Annotated in this window: 17 protein-coding genes and 1 other annotated feature; of the genes, 13 read left to right on the forward strand and 4 right to left on the reverse strand. The window is 32.7% G+C overall.

Annotated elements, in window-relative coordinates; translation table 11 throughout:
• The first annotated feature begins 6 nt into the window (after window positions 1-6).
• A complete protein-coding gene (locus CLORY_RS24315) occupies window positions 7-120 on the forward strand; it encodes a hypothetical protein (protein WP_479723561.1) in 114 nt (37 codons plus the stop codon).
• 756 nt (window positions 121-876) lie between these two features.
• Here CLORY_RS24315 and CLORY_RS08740 read toward each other — a convergent pair.
• Complete coding sequence (locus tag CLORY_RS08740; RefSeq protein ID WP_079423347.1) at window positions 877-1983, reverse strand: DUF362 domain-containing protein; 1107 nt, start codon at window positions 1981-1983, stop codon at window positions 877-879.
• A 282-nt stretch (window positions 1984-2265) separates the two neighbouring features.
• Here CLORY_RS08740 and CLORY_RS08745 point away from each other — a divergent pair, with 282 nt between their 5' ends.
• The 4 genes from CLORY_RS08745 (at window position 2266) to CLORY_RS08760 (ending at window position 6249) form a co-directional block, all read left to right on the forward strand.
• The gene (locus CLORY_RS08745; RefSeq protein WP_079423348.1) at window positions 2266-3327 is read left to right on the forward strand and encodes an ArsR/SmtB family transcription factor; all 1062 of its coding nucleotides are present in this window, start codon (window positions 2266-2268) and stop codon (window positions 3325-3327) included.
• A 78-nt stretch (window positions 3328-3405) separates the two neighbouring features.
• Window positions 3406-4647, forward strand: coding sequence for an MFS transporter (locus CLORY_RS08750; RefSeq protein WP_079423350.1), 1242 nt, complete (start codon window positions 3406-3408; stop codon window positions 4645-4647).
• Between the two features lie 148 nt (window positions 4648-4795).
• On the forward strand, window positions 4796-5590 hold the full coding sequence (locus tag CLORY_RS08755) for an alpha/beta fold hydrolase (protein WP_079423352.1): 795 nt from the start codon (window positions 4796-4798) through the stop codon (window positions 5588-5590).
• Between the two features lie 26 nt (window positions 5591-5616).
• Complete coding sequence (locus tag CLORY_RS08760; RefSeq protein ID WP_079423354.1) at window positions 5617-6249, forward strand: TetR/AcrR family transcriptional regulator; 633 nt, start codon at window positions 5617-5619, stop codon at window positions 6247-6249.
• Between the two features lie 159 nt (window positions 6250-6408).
• On the opposite strand, the gene CLORY_RS08765 is transcribed toward CLORY_RS08760, so the two are convergent.
• Window positions 6409-7776: an MATE family efflux transporter gene (locus CLORY_RS08765; RefSeq protein ID WP_079423356.1), complete on the reverse strand. Its 1368-nt coding sequence runs from the start codon at window positions 7774-7776 to the stop codon at window positions 6409-6411.
• Between the two features lie 201 nt (window positions 7777-7977).
• Window positions 7978-8238 (forward strand) — a binding site (T-box leader).
• 182 nt (window positions 8239-8420) lie between these two features.
• Between CLORY_RS08765 and dapA the strand changes: the two genes are divergently transcribed.
• From dapA to CLORY_RS08785, 4 genes are all read left to right on the forward strand, one after another.
• Window positions 8421-9278 (forward strand): 4-hydroxy-tetrahydrodipicolinate synthase, encoded by an 858-nt coding sequence (dapA, locus tag CLORY_RS08770; protein WP_079423358.1) that lies wholly within the window; start codon window positions 8421-8423, stop codon window positions 9276-9278.
• Window positions 9279-9402: 124 nt separating this feature from the next.
• Entirely contained in the window at window positions 9403-9846 is a 444-nt protein-coding gene (locus tag CLORY_RS08775) for a HutP family protein (RefSeq protein ID WP_079423360.1), read from the forward strand.
• Between the two features lie 121 nt (window positions 9847-9967).
• The gene (gene hutH, locus CLORY_RS08780) at window positions 9968-11455 is read left to right on the forward strand and encodes a histidine ammonia-lyase (protein ID WP_079423362.1); all 1488 of its coding nucleotides are present in this window, start codon (window positions 9968-9970) and stop codon (window positions 11453-11455) included.
• A gap of 114 nt (window positions 11456-11569) precedes the next feature.
• Window positions 11570-12211 carry a cyclodeaminase/cyclohydrolase family protein gene (locus CLORY_RS08785; RefSeq protein ID WP_079423364.1) on the forward strand — a complete coding sequence of 214 codons (642 nt, stop codon included), beginning with the start codon at window positions 11570-11572 and terminating at the stop codon, window positions 12209-12211.
• Window positions 12212-12370: 159 nt separating this feature from the next.
• On the opposite strand, the gene CLORY_RS08790 is transcribed toward CLORY_RS08785, so the two are convergent.
• The gene (locus tag CLORY_RS08790; protein WP_207652184.1) at window positions 12371-12682 is read right to left on the reverse strand and encodes a CGNR zinc finger domain-containing protein; all 312 of its coding nucleotides are present in this window, start codon (window positions 12680-12682) and stop codon (window positions 12371-12373) included.
• Between the two features lie 106 nt (window positions 12683-12788).
• Between CLORY_RS08790 and CLORY_RS23965 the strand changes: the two genes are divergently transcribed.
• On the forward strand, window positions 12789-12923 hold the full coding sequence (locus CLORY_RS23965; RefSeq protein WP_278335310.1) for a hypothetical protein: 135 nt from the start codon (window positions 12789-12791) through the stop codon (window positions 12921-12923).
• Between the two features lie 212 nt (window positions 12924-13135).
• Here the strand turns inward: CLORY_RS23965 and CLORY_RS08795 are convergent, their stop codons facing one another.
• Window positions 13136-14095, reverse strand: a complete 960-nt coding sequence (locus CLORY_RS08795) for a glycoside hydrolase family 43 protein (RefSeq protein WP_079423368.1) — start codon at window positions 14093-14095, stop codon at window positions 13136-13138.
• A gap of 396 nt (window positions 14096-14491) precedes the next feature.
• Between CLORY_RS08795 and CLORY_RS08800 the strand changes: the two genes are divergently transcribed.
• The 3 genes from CLORY_RS08800 (at window position 14492) to CLORY_RS08810 (ending at window position 17936) form a co-directional block, all read left to right on the forward strand.
• Window positions 14492-15385, forward strand: a complete 894-nt coding sequence (locus CLORY_RS08800) for a putative RNA methyltransferase (RefSeq protein ID WP_079423370.1) — start codon at window positions 14492-14494, stop codon at window positions 15383-15385.
• A 106-nt stretch (window positions 15386-15491) separates the two neighbouring features.
• Complete coding sequence (locus tag CLORY_RS08805) at window positions 15492-16871, forward strand: MATE family efflux transporter (protein ID WP_079423372.1); 1380 nt, start codon at window positions 15492-15494, stop codon at window positions 16869-16871.
• A gap of 153 nt (window positions 16872-17024) precedes the next feature.
• Window positions 17025-17936, forward strand: a complete 912-nt coding sequence (locus CLORY_RS08810; RefSeq protein ID WP_079423374.1) for a chemotaxis protein — start codon at window positions 17025-17027, stop codon at window positions 17934-17936.
• The last annotated feature ends 25 nt before the right edge of the window (window positions 17937-17961 follow it).

Below are 17961 nucleotides of genomic sequence, written 5' to 3' on the forward strand. Positions count from 1 at the left end.
TGGAATATAGAACAGCTTACTAGAATTTTGGGAGAAGTCGACGGTATAACCGTTGCCTATGCACTTAAGGCTATTGCTCCTAAACTTAAATTTAACAAGAAAAAAGTACGTTTCTACTAAAAAACAAGCACCATAGTCATTTTCACTGTGGTGCTTGTTTTTTTCCTGCAAACTGTAGTTTTTCTTGGCAAAGTGACTGTAATTTGACTTGGCGAATAACAATAATAGTGTATAATTATCTTGTTTTTTCAATAGTCAGTATCCTCCTTAAAAGTTTGTCCAAACATTACTTTACTAAGGATACTGACTTTTTTAAATGCTAAAATTTTGGATCCGCTACTAAAGTTTTCTATTTATCTTGTCAATATGATTTCATTTCCATTCTCTGAACACTAGTGAGGAATTTATGATTTTTTCCAATTGTGGATAACTTTTAATTAATATCAAGATACACCACTAAATAGGAGAAGAGGTGGTTATTAAATGAAAAAACGATACAACGTGTTTACGAAGAAGTTAACAAGAAACGGTAATATATTTTGAAATTAGAGAATTAAGATAAGAAGGCAACAGAAGCAGTATAATAAAAGCATCTTGTTAATATTAAGAGTTAGGGCATTAAAAATGGTTACATCCGACGGAGGCATTTGGAGTGAGTTTAGCAATTATCCGTGTCTTTTAGGCAAATTTCCGTTAAGATGGCGAATTGTTTGAGGCGCAGCCGAGTTATGAGCCATTAGGAAATTTGCCTAAAAGATGCGGTAAAATTGCTACTGGGTTATCTAAACATGCTCATTATCATTCGCAGATAACCCGTTAAAGGCCATTTAGGCCTTAAACCAAGCGGAACTAGCCGACATAGGGTGCAACCATTTTTTATATTCTAATTAATTCATAATCTTTTTTACCGAGGCCAAGTTTAACTGCATGATCGATGGCTACTGTCCAATCAGTCTCAGGGCTTACATCCATAAAATGATCCTTGTGGCTGTGCCCGTTCTTTTCAAGAAGACTTCCAGAAATAGCTGGCTGTCTATTAACTGCATCTGCACAAGCAACATCAAGTGCTACTGGGTCAAATGATGCAAACATACCTATATCTGAAACGATAGGAATGTCATTTTCAGCATGACAGTCACAAAATGGTGAAACATCAATAACTAAACTTATATGAAAATGAGGGCGTCCATTTAAAACTGCATAAGCATATTCAGCCATTTTCTTATTAAGTATATCGTTGGATTCATCCGAAGCTGGCATAACTGCATCCATTGGACAGACACCTATGCAGCGCCCACAACCTGCACATAAATTATGATTGATTGAAGCCTTTTTATCAGTTATTGTTATTGCGCTTTGACCGCAAACTTTAGCACAGGAACCGCAGCCAACGCAGCTTTGCTGATTTACGCTCGGCTTTCCATTGCTGTGCATCTCCATTTTTCCTGCACGAGAACCGCAGCCCATTCCAATGTTTTTAAGTGCACCTCCGAAACCAACTAGCTCATGTCCTTTAAAGTGACTGAGAGATATTACTATATCCGCATCCATTATTGCACGTCCTATTTTAGCTTCTTTTACATATTCTCCGCCTTGAACTGGCACTAATTGTTCATCTGTGCCTTTAAGCCCGTCAGCTATTATAACATGGCATCCAGTTGAAAAAGGTGAATATCCATTTACATATGCAGTATCAATATGGTCTAAGGCATTCTTCCTTCCACCGACGTATAAAGTGTTACAATCGGTAAGAAAAGGTTTACCACCCAGCGATTTTATAACATCGGCAACAGTTTTTGAATAATTTGGACGTAAATAAGCCAAGTTGCCAAGTTCTCCAAAATGAATTTTGATAGCCGCAAACTTTCTCTCAAAATCGATTTGATCTATTCCGGCAGTCTTGATTAATCTAGTTAGCTTTTGCTGCAAATTTTCACGTGAAGTCACATGCATGTCTGTAAAATAAACTTTTGATTTTTCCATATTCTATAACCTCTTTTTCATTTTTATGTTTAAGTGTAATTAAATACGATTTCAGTATAACTGTTAGAGTATGGTGTAAGTCAAGGAAAATTTTAAAAAACGAAATAAATCTAATCTCAGCTCATAAACCTGCGAAACAGAAGAAACTGATTTATTCAATTAAACTAGAAGGATATTCTATATAAATCGAAAGTAATACTTGACATATATCGAAACTAATAATATTCTATATATTATAGAGCTCTTGAATTTAATCATATGATGCGGTGAGGAGGTAACAGTATGGATAATATTTTTAATAATGTATATGTAGAGACCTCAATGGTTTACGAATTAATTACAGCAATGTTTAGAGTTCAAAATTATGAGCAGCTGATGCCAAAAGAGACAAAGCTAAAAGATAAAGTATCAGAAAAACATGGCAGTTGGATTCATTACGTTAGAAGCAGCATGTCAGAGGAAATGAAAAAGGAACTTGATATATTTTTCAATATTGACAGCTTCTTTGGATTGAGCTTAAATTCGTCCATCTGGAAATACAGGATGCATAAAGATGTTCATGAATTTATAGATTTCTTTTCAAAAGAAGTGACTGCTAAAGAAATGGTTATGAAATTTATGGAAACTGGATATCATGATGAAGAAATTGATACTAAATTTATTGAGAATATTCAAAGCCTGGATGAGGCTATGGAAATTATAAAAAAAGGCAGTCTTCAGGAACAGGAGAAATGGAAGCTGTTTTATTTGTACAGCGATGCTGAAAATACTAAGAAAAGATTTCTAAAATTAATATCAGCATTTTATGAACAGTTTTTTGTAAAAAAAATGGAGGACATCAGAAAATTCCAGCAAGATAGCCTTAGGAATATTAAACAAAGCCTAGAGAACGACGATTTTCAGAAAATTGAAAAGATACTATCAATAAAATATGACTATGTTAAAGATATAAAAGAAATCATACTGGTGCCTTCATATTTCTATAGTACAACTACTAGTATATCTTGTTCAGATGATAATATTCTTCTTGCAATCTTTGGCATGGATTTACTTGATTCTGATTTGCAGCAGGAGGAGAAAGCTGAAATTATCGAAGCACTGAAATGTATTTCTGATGAAAAGCGTATTAAAATAATTCAGCTCTTGAATCAAAATGATTACTATGGTTATGAAATTGCTCAAAAATTAAACCTTGCAAATTCTACTACATCTCATCACCTTAGTCTTCTAATGAAATATAGGATTATAAATTCTATTCGTGAAGATAATAAGATATATTATGAAGTAGACAACAATAGGATTAATGAGATATTAACTAGATTTGAGAAACTATTAACTAAATAGTATAATTTTATACTATTTTTTTGGAAGGATGTTCGATTTATATCGAAATGCATATACGATCATGATGGAGGAAGATAAATGAAAAATGCAAATTTATTTAGTAACCGTAACTTTATTTTACTTTGGATAGGACAAGTGATATCTCAATTAGGGAATAGTTTATATGAACTAGCAATAATGTGGTATATACTTCAAAAAACAGGATCTTCAATGGCTATGGGAGTTAGCGTTGTGTGTTATACTATACCAACAATTCTATTTGGACTTGTTGCAGGAGTATTTGCAGATAGATATGATAAGAAAAAGATTATTATGTTTAGCGACCTGATTAATGGCATCATAATGCTGCTTACGTGCTTCTTTATTGCTAAAGATATGATTTCAATTTATGGATTATATCTTATAATGATTTTGACATCTTCTGTGGCTGCTATGTTTTCGCCTGCTATTAGCTCTATCTGGCCCCTTATAGTTAAAGAAGAGGATCTGACAAAAAGAAATTCGCTATCGCAAATTACGAATAGAGCTTGTACAATTTTAGGTCCAGTGCTATCGGGTATATTACTAGCTGCTTTTCATATTTGGATTTTATTTTTAATTAATGGGATTTCATTTTTGATTGCTGTACTAATGGAAAGTTTTATAACTGTACCAGCTGTTAATAAACGAAAAGCTGTAAATGAAAAATTCTTTTTTCAGATGAAAGAAGGAATTTTGTATATCACCAAAACCAGATCACTGCTTCATTTAGTATTTGTGGGTGGCTTAATTATAAATTTCTTTTTAGCACCTCTTACGATTTATTCTGCAGTTATCAGTAAAAATCTGCAAAGAGGTTCAGTAGGGCTAGGTATGCTTGAATCGTCAGTAGGTATAGGTGCACTTGCAGGAGGATTTATTATTTTTTTAGGTGTTATGAAAAATAAATATAAAATTGCTATAGCTGGATTAGCATTGGAAGGTATTGGACTTATGGGGTATGGCATGTTTAGTAACTCGTTTTATGTTATTTTAGTTTTTGCTAGTGTAATAGGTATAGGAGTTTCAATGGCTAGTGTAGGAATATCAACTCTTTTTCAGACACTTGTTGATAAAGATAAGATGGGTAGAGTGATGAGTGCCTTAGGAATCTTGTGTACAATTTCCGTGCCCATAGGTACAATGTGCTGTTCTGCAGTAATTAATTATTGTCCAGTTGGAATAGTTCTTCTCATTTCAGGAATAATAGTCACTATTTCAGCTATATCGTTAATTCCTATTTTTAAAGATCGCATTACCAATAAGATTGATGAAGAAAAAACTTCAGTTATAAATTATTAATATTATATAGAGATGGAGCCTGGAATATAAATGTTCCGGGCTCTTATTATGTTTTAGAAAAAAAATTTTAACAATAAGTTGACCACATGGTCATTTGGGAATATAATAAAATTATTAAATGACCATGTGGTCAATGGAGTTGATTAGTATGGAGTTATTTTATAGTGAGTCAGGAAATAAATCAGAAAAACCTATAGTTTTTATTCATGGAGCAGGAGTTGCAAGCTGGATGTGGAACAAACAAGTTGAATTTTTTCAAGATCAATTTTACTGTTTGACTGTTGATCTGCCTGGTCATGGAAAAAGCATTTCTGAAGAGTATGTATCAACCAGAGCTTGTTCGGAAAAAATCATTGATATTATTGAAGAAAGAGTTAACGGAAAAAAAGTCATACTGGTTGGTTTTTCACTTGGAGGGCAGATAGTTGTAGATATTCTAAGTATAAGACCGGATTTAGTGGAATCTGCTTTGATAAACAGCTGTGTTATTAAACCTTTAAAGTTCTTAAATTTTATTATTCCATTAATGACAAAGTGGTCAATGCCTCTTGCAAAAAACAGAAAATTTGCAAGGCTCCAAGCTAAATATATGTATATTGGTGATGAGGATTTTGAAAAATATTATGAGGACTCAAAGCACATCACAGCAAAAACATTTTCAACTTTAATGATTGGGTATTTTAATTATAAATTAGTAGATAGTTTTAAACAAATGACGGTGCCTTCATTAGTTCTTGTTGGTTCTAAAGAACCAGGAATGATAAAAAAATCTTTAATTGCTCTTGTGAAATCAAATCCAAACTGTAAAGGATATATCGTGCCTCGTGTAAGCCATGGCATTTCACTTGCGAGACCAGAACTGTTTAATGATATACTGGCAGCATGGATTAATAAACAGCCCTTGCCCCAAGAAATTTATGAATATATAGCAGGCTGCTGGTAAATAAACATAGGCGGTGAAAAAAGTAAATGAACAATAATTTTGAAAAGCTTTCAGAAGAGAAGAAGAAAAAAATAATCGATGCCTGCATTAATGAATTCAGCAAAAATGGCTACATCAATGCGTCTACTAATAATATAGTTTTAAATGCAGGTATTTCAAAAGGAACTCTGTTTAACTACTTTGAGAACAAAAGAAATCTTTATCTATATATATTAGATTACGCAATTGATTTTTATGTTAATTTGATGCTAGAGCGGATGAAGGATAATAATCCTGATATTCTTAATCGAATTTTAGATTGGGCTAAATTAAGGCTTTCTATTGCAGCGGAAGAACCAATAGCTTACCAGTTCTTTGCAAGTGCATTTGTAAATATTCATGATGAAATAAAAGCTGATATTATGGTCAGGTATAACAAACTTTATTCTCAAGGCTATAAGTTAATTGTGGAAAATATCAATTATACACTCTTTAGAGAAGACATCGATAAGCAAAAAGCTGTAGAATTAATAATCGCATCTTTAACTGGTATTGCTGAGAAATATATTTCCTTATATAAATCCATGGAGGATAACGGATACGAGCATATCGCTAAGGCCTTTGGTCAATTAAATGAGTATGTTTCAATTCTTCGAAAAGTATATTATAAGGAAAGTTAGAAATTGTGAATGAGGAATGAAGGAAGAAATTCAGCATAGCTGAATTTTAACCATAATTACTCATTCTTTATTCTTAATTCATTATTAATATATTTTCAGAAATATTTTTAGTATGAGTAAATAGTATGCTAAAAAGAGTTGTGGTGTCAGCAAACTATTTTATTTTCTTGGCTGCAGCACAGAAACCCACTTAATTTTTAAGATCAGTATTGTAATTATAACTGCTGACATATAATTAGAAAATAAATTTCCCCAAAATACTGAATAGAATGTGAGCCATTTTTCTGTTGCCAATATAAATACATATCGCAAAAGCCATATCCTCAAAATGCTTATAACAAGCGGTATCCTTGTACGGCCAAGACCTATGAAGGCCCCTTGCTCTACCATGCATACACCGAAGCCGACAACTGAATAAGTATATATGTGCAGTGAACTATTTGCGATAGCAAGTACATCTTTTTCATGAGTAAAAAGTATTGTTATATGTGAAGATAGAGGAACGACTATTGCTATCAAGATAACCGCAGTTATCGCACTGATAACACAACCGATGCAGCAGGAGCTTTTTGCTTTTTTGCCCTGTCCTGCACCTACATTCATACTGACCATTGTAGTAATAGCCGAGCCGAAAGAGGAAGGTAATATAAAGCATATAGAAGTTATGTTACCTGCAATGCCTTGTCCATTTAATACTATTGGTCCGTATTTCTCTACTTCATTGTTGATAAGGAAAAATCCCAGGTTAAGCATTACGCTAGATAGCATAGATGGGATTCCAAGTCTTAAAAGCCTTTTTATTATGCTTTTATCAAATTTAAAACCATTAATTTGCAGTTTATCATCACTTTTTTTTATGAACAATTCATAATACATCCAGATACAGATCAATATATTTGCTGCTAACGAAGATACGACAGCCCCTGTTATTCCCATTGGTATAAGCAGTATGAAAATTATATTGAACAGTATTTTTAAGATAAGCATTATAACCATTCTTATAAACGTTGCTTCTGGTTTTCCAGCCGCATTTTTCACAGCATTATAAATGGATTCCAAAAACGAAAAAGGCAGTACTAATGCATTTAAAGAAAGATATAAAAATACATCTGATGATATCTGTCTATTAACTTTCCAGGATATTGGAAAAGATACCAAAAACAATATAGGGGCAGCTAAACATCCTAAAGAAAAAGCAAATACAAAAATTTGAGCAGAAACTTTTTTTGCTTCTTTATATCTTCCTCTGCCATTAAGTTGTCCGATTATAGCCATACCAGCTACACTTAAGCCTTGAGCTAATGCTGCCAGCATGTTTATTATCGGTGTACAGTAGGTTATAGAACTAGCAGCCACAGTTCCAAGAATATTGTTAATAAAAAGACCATCCATCACTGGCATAATCGATTGAACCACTCCCATCATGAGGGTTGGTACTGATAACATGAAAATTGTAGACGTAATAGAGCCGTTAAGAATCATGTCACGTCTTTTTTCCGTGTTTTGCTTTAGTAAATTGAGATGCATTTATGTCCACCAGCTTTCAATATTCAATTAAGTATTTTTCCATAAAAATCCGTTGCATACTCACAATAAAGCAGTATACTTTATAAAAGTAAGTAGGTCAAATTCCAAAATTGCCATATTTCATCATTTAGTGAAATTATCATATTTTAAAATTTATTATTGATGTTTTTTTAGAATTGTGATAAATTAAATGTAATGGTTAAAAAAGCTATGAAGAGAAGAGTAAATATAATGTTTATTTCAAGAGAGCTCCGTAAGCTGAAAAGGAGTAATAAATATTATACTGAAGAAGGTCTCCAAGCTTCACACTGAGCCTCAGCTTTGAGGGGTAGGATGTGCCGGGAGCTCCCGTTACAGAGCTAGAGTATAAGTAGTAATTATTTGCCGTACTTAAAAAGGTCATTATGGTGACATAATGATAAACTGGGGTGGTACCACGAAGCATATTCTCTCGTCCCCAAGACATTAGGTCTTGGAGGTGAGGGTTTTTTTATTTTATCCCGGAACATCAATTTAAGATGTAACCAGTTATAAATTAGAATTTGTTTTTTTGTACTGTCATATACTAAATAACAGCGTATTATAATATTGAAATATTTAGTTCTAGACACCAGTCAGAACAATATGATCTAGGAGGTAAATTAATGAAATTAAACGGAGTTTGGCTTCCAATAGTAACGCCATTTGTAAATGATAAGGTAGATTTTGAATCATATAGGAGTCTTATAGATTATTATATACCTACAGGTATATCAGGTTTGATGCCATTAGGAACTACAGGTGAAACACCAACATTAGAAGAAGATGAATATGAAGAATTAATTGAGAAAACTATGGAGTACGTAAATGGTAGAGTACCAGTAATAGTTGGAATGGGCGGAAACAGCACTCATAAGGTTGTTAAGATGCTAAAAATCGCTGAACGAAATAAGGTACAGGGAATTCTATCGGTATCACCTTATTACAATAGACCAGATCAAAGAGGAATATATGAACACTTTTTAAGAATATCAGAAGCTACTGATTTGAATATAGTTCTTTATAATATACCTTATAGAACCGGAAGGAATATAGAAAATTCTACAATAAGAAAACTAGCTGAACTTAAAAATATTATCGGAATAAAAGATGCCTGCGGAGATATAAAGCAAACCACCGATTTATTGATGAATAGACCTGATAATCTATCCATAATGACTGGAGAAGACATATTCCTTTATAATACACTTTTAATGGGTGGTGATGGAGGAGTACTTGCATCAGCTCATATAAACACTGAGAAATTTGTGAAGATGTATGAGTACACTCAGCAAAATGATGCTAGAGCTGCGTTAGATATATGGAAAGACTTGTATAAAATAATACCATTACTATTTGAAGAACCGAATCCTTCTCCTATCAAATATTATCTATATAAAAAGGGACTAATAAAATCTGAAGAAGTGAGATTACCACTTGTAAATATTAGTGAAAATCTTCGAGCTAAAATTGACAGAATATAAAAAATATGATGCATAATATGCTTGATTATCAATTTATACGTAAGTTAACCATTTTTATTGACTTTTATCCTTGTTAAGTGTAAGTTATTCCTATGCTTAATCTTTGCTAGAAGGGAAAATATCCATGTTTGAGAATTTGAGTTTAGGAAAAACTGCTCTGCTTGTTTCTATGGCGGTGGAAGAAGATGAAAAGTTTATTAGAGAAACTGCTGAAGCCAATGGTTATAAAGTAATCAAAGGTAAAGTTGGAGCTATGGATTCCTCTAAAATTTTTGCGGCAATTGAAACCGCAGCAAAAAAAGAGCACATTATTGAATCTATATACAGACAGGAACATGCTTTATATCATTCCGTACTTGAAGCCTATGAAGGTATATGCAGAGGACAGGTCGGATTAGGAAATGTACTTAGGACTGCTGGGCTTGTTTTCAGTGTAGTTAAAGGCTCTAGACTACCCAATGATGGTTCAGATGGCGAATGGTTGGCCGTGGTACTTTATGGGAATATGGGAGCGCCGATAAAGGGATTTGAACATGAAGTCATTGGACTTGGAATAAATCCAGTATAATAGAATAGTTTAAGCCCATAGTTATTAGTTTATTAGGGGGCAAAACTCATTAGTTAGTGAGTTTTGCCCTTTTTTTGTTTGCATAAATGAAAAATATACATAAGTTAGGAGAATACTATAAATGAATAATATTATTATTAATGGCGAAAGCTTAACTTTAGAAGAACTTGCTGCAGTAGCAAGAAAAAGATATACTGTGAAAATCGATGAGCAGGCTAAAGACAAAATATTGCAATCAAGAAAAATTGTTGATAAAATTGTTAAAGAAAATAAAGTTGTTTATGGTATAACTACTGGTTTCGGAAAATTTGCCAATGTTAAAATTTCAGAAGGCGATTGTTCAAAGCTTCAGAGGAATCTTATAATGTCGCATGCATGTGGAGCAGGAGATAATCTGCCAACAGAAGTCGTTAGAGCTATAATGCTACTAAGAGCCAATGCACTTTCAAAAGGATTTTCAGGAATAAGGCTCTCAACGCTGCAAACACTTATAGATATGCTTAATAAAGGAGTTCACCCATTAATACCTGAAAAAGGTTCCTTAGGAGCATCAGGAGATTTAGCTCCGCTCGCACATATGGTGCTTCCAATGATTGGAGAAGGTGAAGCTGAGTATAAAGGGGAAAGAATGTCTGGAGCACAGGCTATGAAGCTGGCAGGTATATCTACGGTACAGCTAGCGGCTAAGGAAGGACTTGCACTCATAAATGGTACTCAGGTAATGACAGCTGTAGGTGCTCTTAACGTATATGACAGCATAAATCTTTCAAGAATTAGTGATATAGCAGCAGCACTGACGCTGGAAGCATTAAGAGGAATAAAGGATGCTTTTGATTTAAGAACTCATATGATAAGGCGTCATGACGGTCAGATAGTAACAGCAAAGAGAATTCTAGAGCTAACCGAGGGCAGTACCTTTATTACAAATCAAGGAGAGCTTAGGGTTCAGGATGCGTATTCATTACGTTGCATACCTCAAGTACATGGTGCTAGCAAAGATGCTATAAACTATGTAAAAGAAAAGGTTGTTATTGAAATGAATTCGGTAACAGATAATCCCATAATATTGGAAAATGGTGATGTTATTTCGGGTGGTAATTTTCATGGACAGCCAATGGCTTTAGGTTTTGATTTTTTAGGCATAGCACTTTCAGAGCTTGGAAACATATCAGAAAGAAGATTGGAAAGACTTGTTAACAGTCAGTTAAACGATCTTCCTGCTTTTTTAACTAAAAATGGTGGATTGAATTCGGGCTTTATGATAACTCAATATGCAGCAGCCGCTTTAGTGTCTGAAAATAAAGTACTTGCGCATCCCGCATCAGTAGATTCCATACCTTCTTCCGCAAATCAGGAAGATCATGTTAGTATGGGAACTATAGCTGCAAGAAAGAGCAGAAGCATTTTGGAAAATGTTAAGCGGGTTATTGCTACAGAGCTTATGGCTGCTTGTCAAGCAATTGATTTCAGAGAAGGATATAAACTTGGAAAAGGTACTCAAGCAGCATACGATACTGTTAGAGCAGCTGTAGATTTTATTGACAAAGATAAAATAATGTATACTGAACTTAAAAAGGTTACAGATTTAATAACCGACGAAAAATTCTAATTATCATAATTCAAAACACCTTTAACTCTAAGGTTTCATTATTGAAATTTAATTTGCGCATGAACAAATTAATAGCTGAGTTTGAAACCTATCATATGAAAGAAAGGTGATAACATGTATAAAGATTATTCAATAAACAAATTTATAGAAGAGTTATCTTCTGATCTGCCTGCACCTGGAGGTGGAGGAGCTGCAGCTTTAGCTGGGGCTATAGGAGCAGCATTAGGAGCAATGGTTTTTAGCCTTACTGTCAATAAAAAAATATATCAATCCTATGATGAAGCAACCAAGAAGATTGTTGATGACAATCTTCAGAAGCTGATTAATGCTAAAAATGAATTTCTTGATATGATTGATAAGGATGCCCAGGCTTTTACGAGTCTTATGGACACATTTAAGCTTCCTAAAACTACAGAAGAGGAGCAAAAACTAAGAAAAGCTAAACTTCAGGAAGGATATGAAGCTTCTATGGAGGCACCTCTTAATGTTGCGAAAAAAGCTTATGAAATATTTGATTATATCCTAAGTACCTGTGAATACGGTAATAAAGGTGTAATATCCGACGCCGGTGTGGCAGCTATTATGCTTCAGGCAGCGATTGAGGCTTCAGTGCTTAATGTCAGAGTTAATCTAGCGTATATAGAAAATGAAAATCACATTTTTGATATTAATACTATATGTGATGATCTTATCAGGGAAGGTTTGGAAAAGAGAACTGAGATTTTAGCTAAAGTGTACGGTGAAATTGAAAAATAATGAAGGTGGAGAACTCCATTGAATTAAAGGTCTAAATGAGGTCTAATGGGCTATCTGTGAATGATTAAGTTCAGATAGCCCTGAAGGCTTCACCGTTATATCAATTCAACTTTGTAAGAGCAGTTCCTTGCTATAGCTGTTTCATATACTTATAAATCTTTATTCGTTACTTTCTGCTTTTTTTCTTCTCCTAAATTTTCTTACTTTCATTAAGTTTGCACAATTATTGTCACACCATATTTTTGTACGGCTCTTTGTTTCATCATGGAAAAACCAGTTACAATCTGGATTCTTACATTTTTTTAATCTGCTTATATCGTGGTAAATCAGTAAGTTGGCAAAAGAAGCTGCTATTTCCGCGATAATGTAATTTAAATCTTTTTTTATAGAAAAAAAACTAAGCTCTATATTAAAATCTCTTGAATTGATATGTTTACAGCTAGTCTCTATCTTTCTGATTCCTGAACTCAATGATATTCAACTAGTTCATCTCGCTTTTCTAGGCCTTCCATATAGGACAAGACTAGATAATGTTAAAGAATATGATGATATATTTAAGACTGAGGATATTGAAGCAATGATAAACAATAAACCCTTTAGCGAGTTATCGGATCATCTTAAGGAAACTCTAGAAAAATTATCATTAGCAGAATATTATTTTGATGGTAAGGTATTAGGACGTAATTTAAGAGCACTGATAAATAGAAAATAAATTTAGAAATGTATGTTTTGTAACTAAAATATTCGAAGTAATATGAAAGTGACTTTGAAGAAAATACTATTTAGCATATAAACAAGAAAAATAATTTGGATGAAGTGAAGTAGAAACCCTTATAATACTTTGTAAATGCATAGAGTTAGCATAGGGGAGGAAGTGGTTGGAGAAGGCATTTTTCAGCCGACGGAAACCACTTCCTCCCACTTTTATTGTTCTCCTGGTATTCCGAAGTTTGGAGTACCATCCTCATTCCACTCTAATTTCTTCACTCTTGTATGTCGATTATGATCATACAGTGGATTTCCTACTATTTCTTTGTAAGGTCTTGCATGATATACTAAAATATCATCTTCGCCATCATCTGAAACTGTAAAACAGTTATGGCCTGGACCATATTCGCCAGTAGCTTCACTAGTCTGGAAGACTGGTGTAGGAGACTTATGCCAAGATTTTGGATCCAATAAATTACTATGGATATCTGCGCTGAGTAGTCCCATGCAGTAATTATAATCTGTAGCGCTAGCTGAATATGAAATAAAAATTTTACCATTCTTTTTGATTACAGCAGGGCCTTCATTTACTTTAAAGCCATTGCATTCCCAATCGTATTCTGGTACTGTCAGTCTAACCTGGTTACCTTTAAGCTTACATGGATTCTCCATTTCAGCGATATATAAATTCGAATTATTATCCATTTTTCTATCTTTTTGAGCCCAAACAAGGTACTGAGTTCCATTGTGCATAAACGTGGTTGCATCTAATGTGAAGGAATCCCAATTGGTCTCAAGTCTTCCTTTTTCTACCCAGGTATCTTCCATTGGATCGGCAGATTCATTTTCTAATACGTAGGTCCTTATATGCCATTTATCATCTGAGACACCAGCAGCAAAGTATATATACCATCTACCGTTGATATAATGTATTTCAGGGGCCCAAATGTGTGCACCCATAACTCCTATTTCATGCTTTCTCCATATAGCTTTTTCTTTTGCATTTCTTAGTCCGTTAATAGTATTAGATTTTCTTAAAATAATTCTATCATATTCCGGGTATGAACCTGTGAAATAGTAGAAACCATCATCATGTTTATATATCCATGGATCAGCTCTTTGCTCTATTAACGGGTTTTTAAATTTAGTATTAGATTTTAGAACGATATTTTCCATTAAGTACTACCTCCGTTTAGTTTAAATAACCTTAAATCAATTTAATTATATCACAAAAATAATGGGTTTTATATTATTAAAATCTAAAAAATTTAATTAAAATATAAAACATAAATGCTATTTAAGCTAAAATATAGTCATTTACTTAGACTTGCTATTTTGTATCAGCCAGTCTTAACATGAATAGCTAAAGCAGTTTAATTATAAGTTAAGCTAAAATTAAACTAAAAGGTGGATATGAACTGAAATATATGTAATTTGAAATTAATGAAGAAACATTATAGAATAAATTTGTATGAGTTTATTGAACCTGTAGGAACAATTTGTGGTATTATTAACATTACTGATAATACACCTTTGATAAATAACTGAATTATTAAAGAGAGGAAAATGTGTTTGGATACTGAAAAGAAAATAGATAAAGCAATGAAACTAATAAATGAGAGCATCCAACTACTTCGCTGTCCAGTTTGTGGAAAGCAGATTTTAGAAGTCGATAATAAAACATTGCATTGCTTCAAAGGACATTGTTTTGATGTTTCGAAGAAGGGCTATATAAATTTACTTAATTCAACAGTTAAGAAAGAGTATAGTAAAGAACTTTTTGAGGCTAGAAATTATATTTGTTCGATAGGTTTTTATAGAAAATTGCAGGAGGAGCTTGTTAGTTTAATACTTCACTACATAGAAAAAACTGATAGTCAGAATATAAAGATAATGGATGTTGGCTGCGGCGAAGGGTCACACTTAAAATATATTATCGACAAATTAAGGTTGACCGATACAAAAAAAGTTACTGGTATCGGTATAGATATTTCTAAAGCTGGAATAAGTGTGGCCTCAAGAGAATATAAAGATATATTGTGGTGTGTGGCTGACCTTGCAAAGGGACCGTTTAATAAAAAAAGTCTGGCCGTAATTTTAAATATATTATCACCCGCTAATTATAAAGAGTTCAAAAGGTTGCTCATAGATGATGGTATAGTAATAAAAGTTGTTCCCGCTGAAAATTATTTAAAGGAATTAAGAGAGAACTTTTATTCTGACACTAAAAAAGCGGAATACTCAAATTATAAGATTGTTGAGCGTTTAAAAGAAAATTTGGAAATATTATATCATGAAAATTTGACATATTCAGTAGAGATGTCAAAACAAGATTTGGAAAAGCTTATTTCTATGACACCGCTTAGCTGGACAGCTGATAATGAGAAAATAATAAAATTCTTACAAAAGGATATAAAAGCAATAACAGTAGATCTACTCATAATAGTTGGAAAAATGAAACGTTAACTATGTATTATGTGTATTTTACTTACATTATTGTATTGAAAAAAAATAATATTATATATATAATAGAAAAGTTACTATGTTTTAATAATTAGTAGGAGGAATAATCTTGAATAGAACTGAAGAACTTGAAAAATCAAATGTTATAAAGCTTCTTATAAAATTTTCTATACCTGGAATAATTGGAATGCTGGTTACAGTTATGTACAGTTTGGTAGATAGAATATTTGTAGGAAAATATGTTGGTGAAATGCAGCTTTCAGGTGTAGGAATAACATTTCCTATTACAAACATCATTATGGCTTTTGGAATGCTTGCCGGTATTGGTGCTGCTGCTGTCATTTCCATCAAGCTTGGGCAACACAAAAAAGATGATGCAGAAAAGGTTATGGGAAATAGCTTTATACTCCTGATAATATTTTCTCTGCTCATAACAATTTTTGGACTCATATTTTTGGAACCTATACTTATAGCTTTTGGAGCAGGTCCAAACACTCTTCCCTATGCAAAAGAGTTTGGTACAATAATACTTTTAGGGGTAATCGTTCAAAATATCGGTTTCGGGCTTAATAATATTATTAGAGCTGAGGGAAATCCGAGAACTGCTATGCTTACAATGTTAATAGGAGCATTGATTAATTTTATAGCAAATCCGACACTGATATTTATATTTAAATTAGGTGTCAGAGGCTCTGCTTTATCTACAGTGATATCTCAGACTGTCACTACAGTTTGGACACTATCATATTTTGTTGGCAGCAAAAGTTTATTAAAACTTAGAAAGAAATATTTTAAACTTGATATGAAAGTAATAAAGGAAATCCTAGCAATAGGAATGTCTCCTTTTGCAATGCAGCTTGCTGCAAGCCTTGTTACAGTTGCATATAATAAAAGTCTTGCGGTGTATGGAGGAGAATTAGCTATTGGAGCGATGACAATAGTAAATATGATATCAATGGTATTTTTAATGCCTATCTTTGGAATTAATCAAGGGGCACAGCCAATCATTGGATATAATTACGGAGCGCAAAATATAGATAGAGTAAAAAAAGCACTTAAATATGCGGCAATTGGAGCTACAGTTATTACAACACTAGGTTGGATTTTTGTGGAACTTTTTCCTACACAGATGTTTGCAATTTTTAACAATGATGTGAAGCTCATTAATATGGGATCAAGAGGACTTAAAATATTCCTGGCGGTATTTCCTATATTGGGCTTTTCAATAGTATTTACAAACTATTTTCAAGCTGTGGCAAAAGCCAAATTATCAATGATATTGAGTCTATTGAGACAGGTAATAGTTTTACTGCCACTAATATTGATTCTCCCGAGGTATTTTAGCTTAGATGGAGTGTGGATGGCTCAACCTATTTCTGATCTTATAAGTACAATAATCACTGTAATTTTTATGGCTGTCGAACTAAAAAAACTTAAGGAAATACAAAATGTTAAAACTTCAAATAATGAAGAAGAGAGAGTTTGTTAGTATTAAAACAGCGATTTACTAGTCGCTGTTTTAATTTTTGTAAAATTTCATAAAAAATATTTGGATAACCTATTTGAAAAAGTTGTTATAAAGTATAAAATATTGCTATAAGGTATTTTAATTTTTTATGTTTAATCAAAGGAGGACTTATCAATGGAAACAAATATATTATTAGAGTCGGGTACAGGCGAATTAGAAATATTGGAATTTTTAATTAATTCAGAAACATATGCTATAAATGTAATAAAAGTAAAAGAAGTTCTGGAGATAAAAGCAGAGAATATTACAAAATTACCACAGACACACCCAGCTATTGCAGGAGTTACGGTAAGCAGAGGCAAAATTCTCACTTTAATAGATTTAAAGTATGTTCTTGACAAAACAAGAAATACTAATGATTTAAAAAAGGTTATAGTGTGTGAATTTAATAAACTTGAAATTGCATTCATAATAGATAGTGTTACAAAAATTCAAAGAATAAAATGGGAAGAAATAGTAAAGCCTGATGATTTAACTGTTAATTCATTAGTAATAGGGAATATCATATTCAAGGATAAAATTGTTTCCATGCTTGATTATGAAAAGATAGTTACAGATATTAGTCCTAATAGTGGTATAAACCAAGATAGAATAGCAAATGTTAATTATAAGGACAGAGCAGATGTAAAGATAGCTGTTGCAGATGATTCACAGCTTATTAGAAAATTATTGTTCGATACCCTTACAAAAGCTGGATTTAAAAACATAAGAACCTTTGATGATGGTAAGCAGGTACTTGATTATTTAAATAATTTAGTAAACGAAAAAGCAGATAAGTTCGATGAAGATATTCAATTACTTATAACTGATATAGAAATGCCTCAAATGGATGGCCATACGCTTACAAGAAGGATAAAGGAAAACCCTATTTTAAATAAACTACCAGTTATAATTTTTTCATCACTTATTACAGGAGACCTTAAGCATAAAGGTGAATCAGTCGGAGCTGACGCACAGCTTAGCAAACCAGAAGTTGAAGATTTAGTTGATGTTATAACTAAATTATTAAATAAAGAAAATATATAATAGATAACGAATTATTATTTTGTAT

Source organism: Clostridium oryzae (assembly GCF_002029235.1).
Lineage (GTDB): Bacteria > Bacillota > Clostridia > Clostridiales > Clostridiaceae > Clostridium_AE > Clostridium_AE oryzae.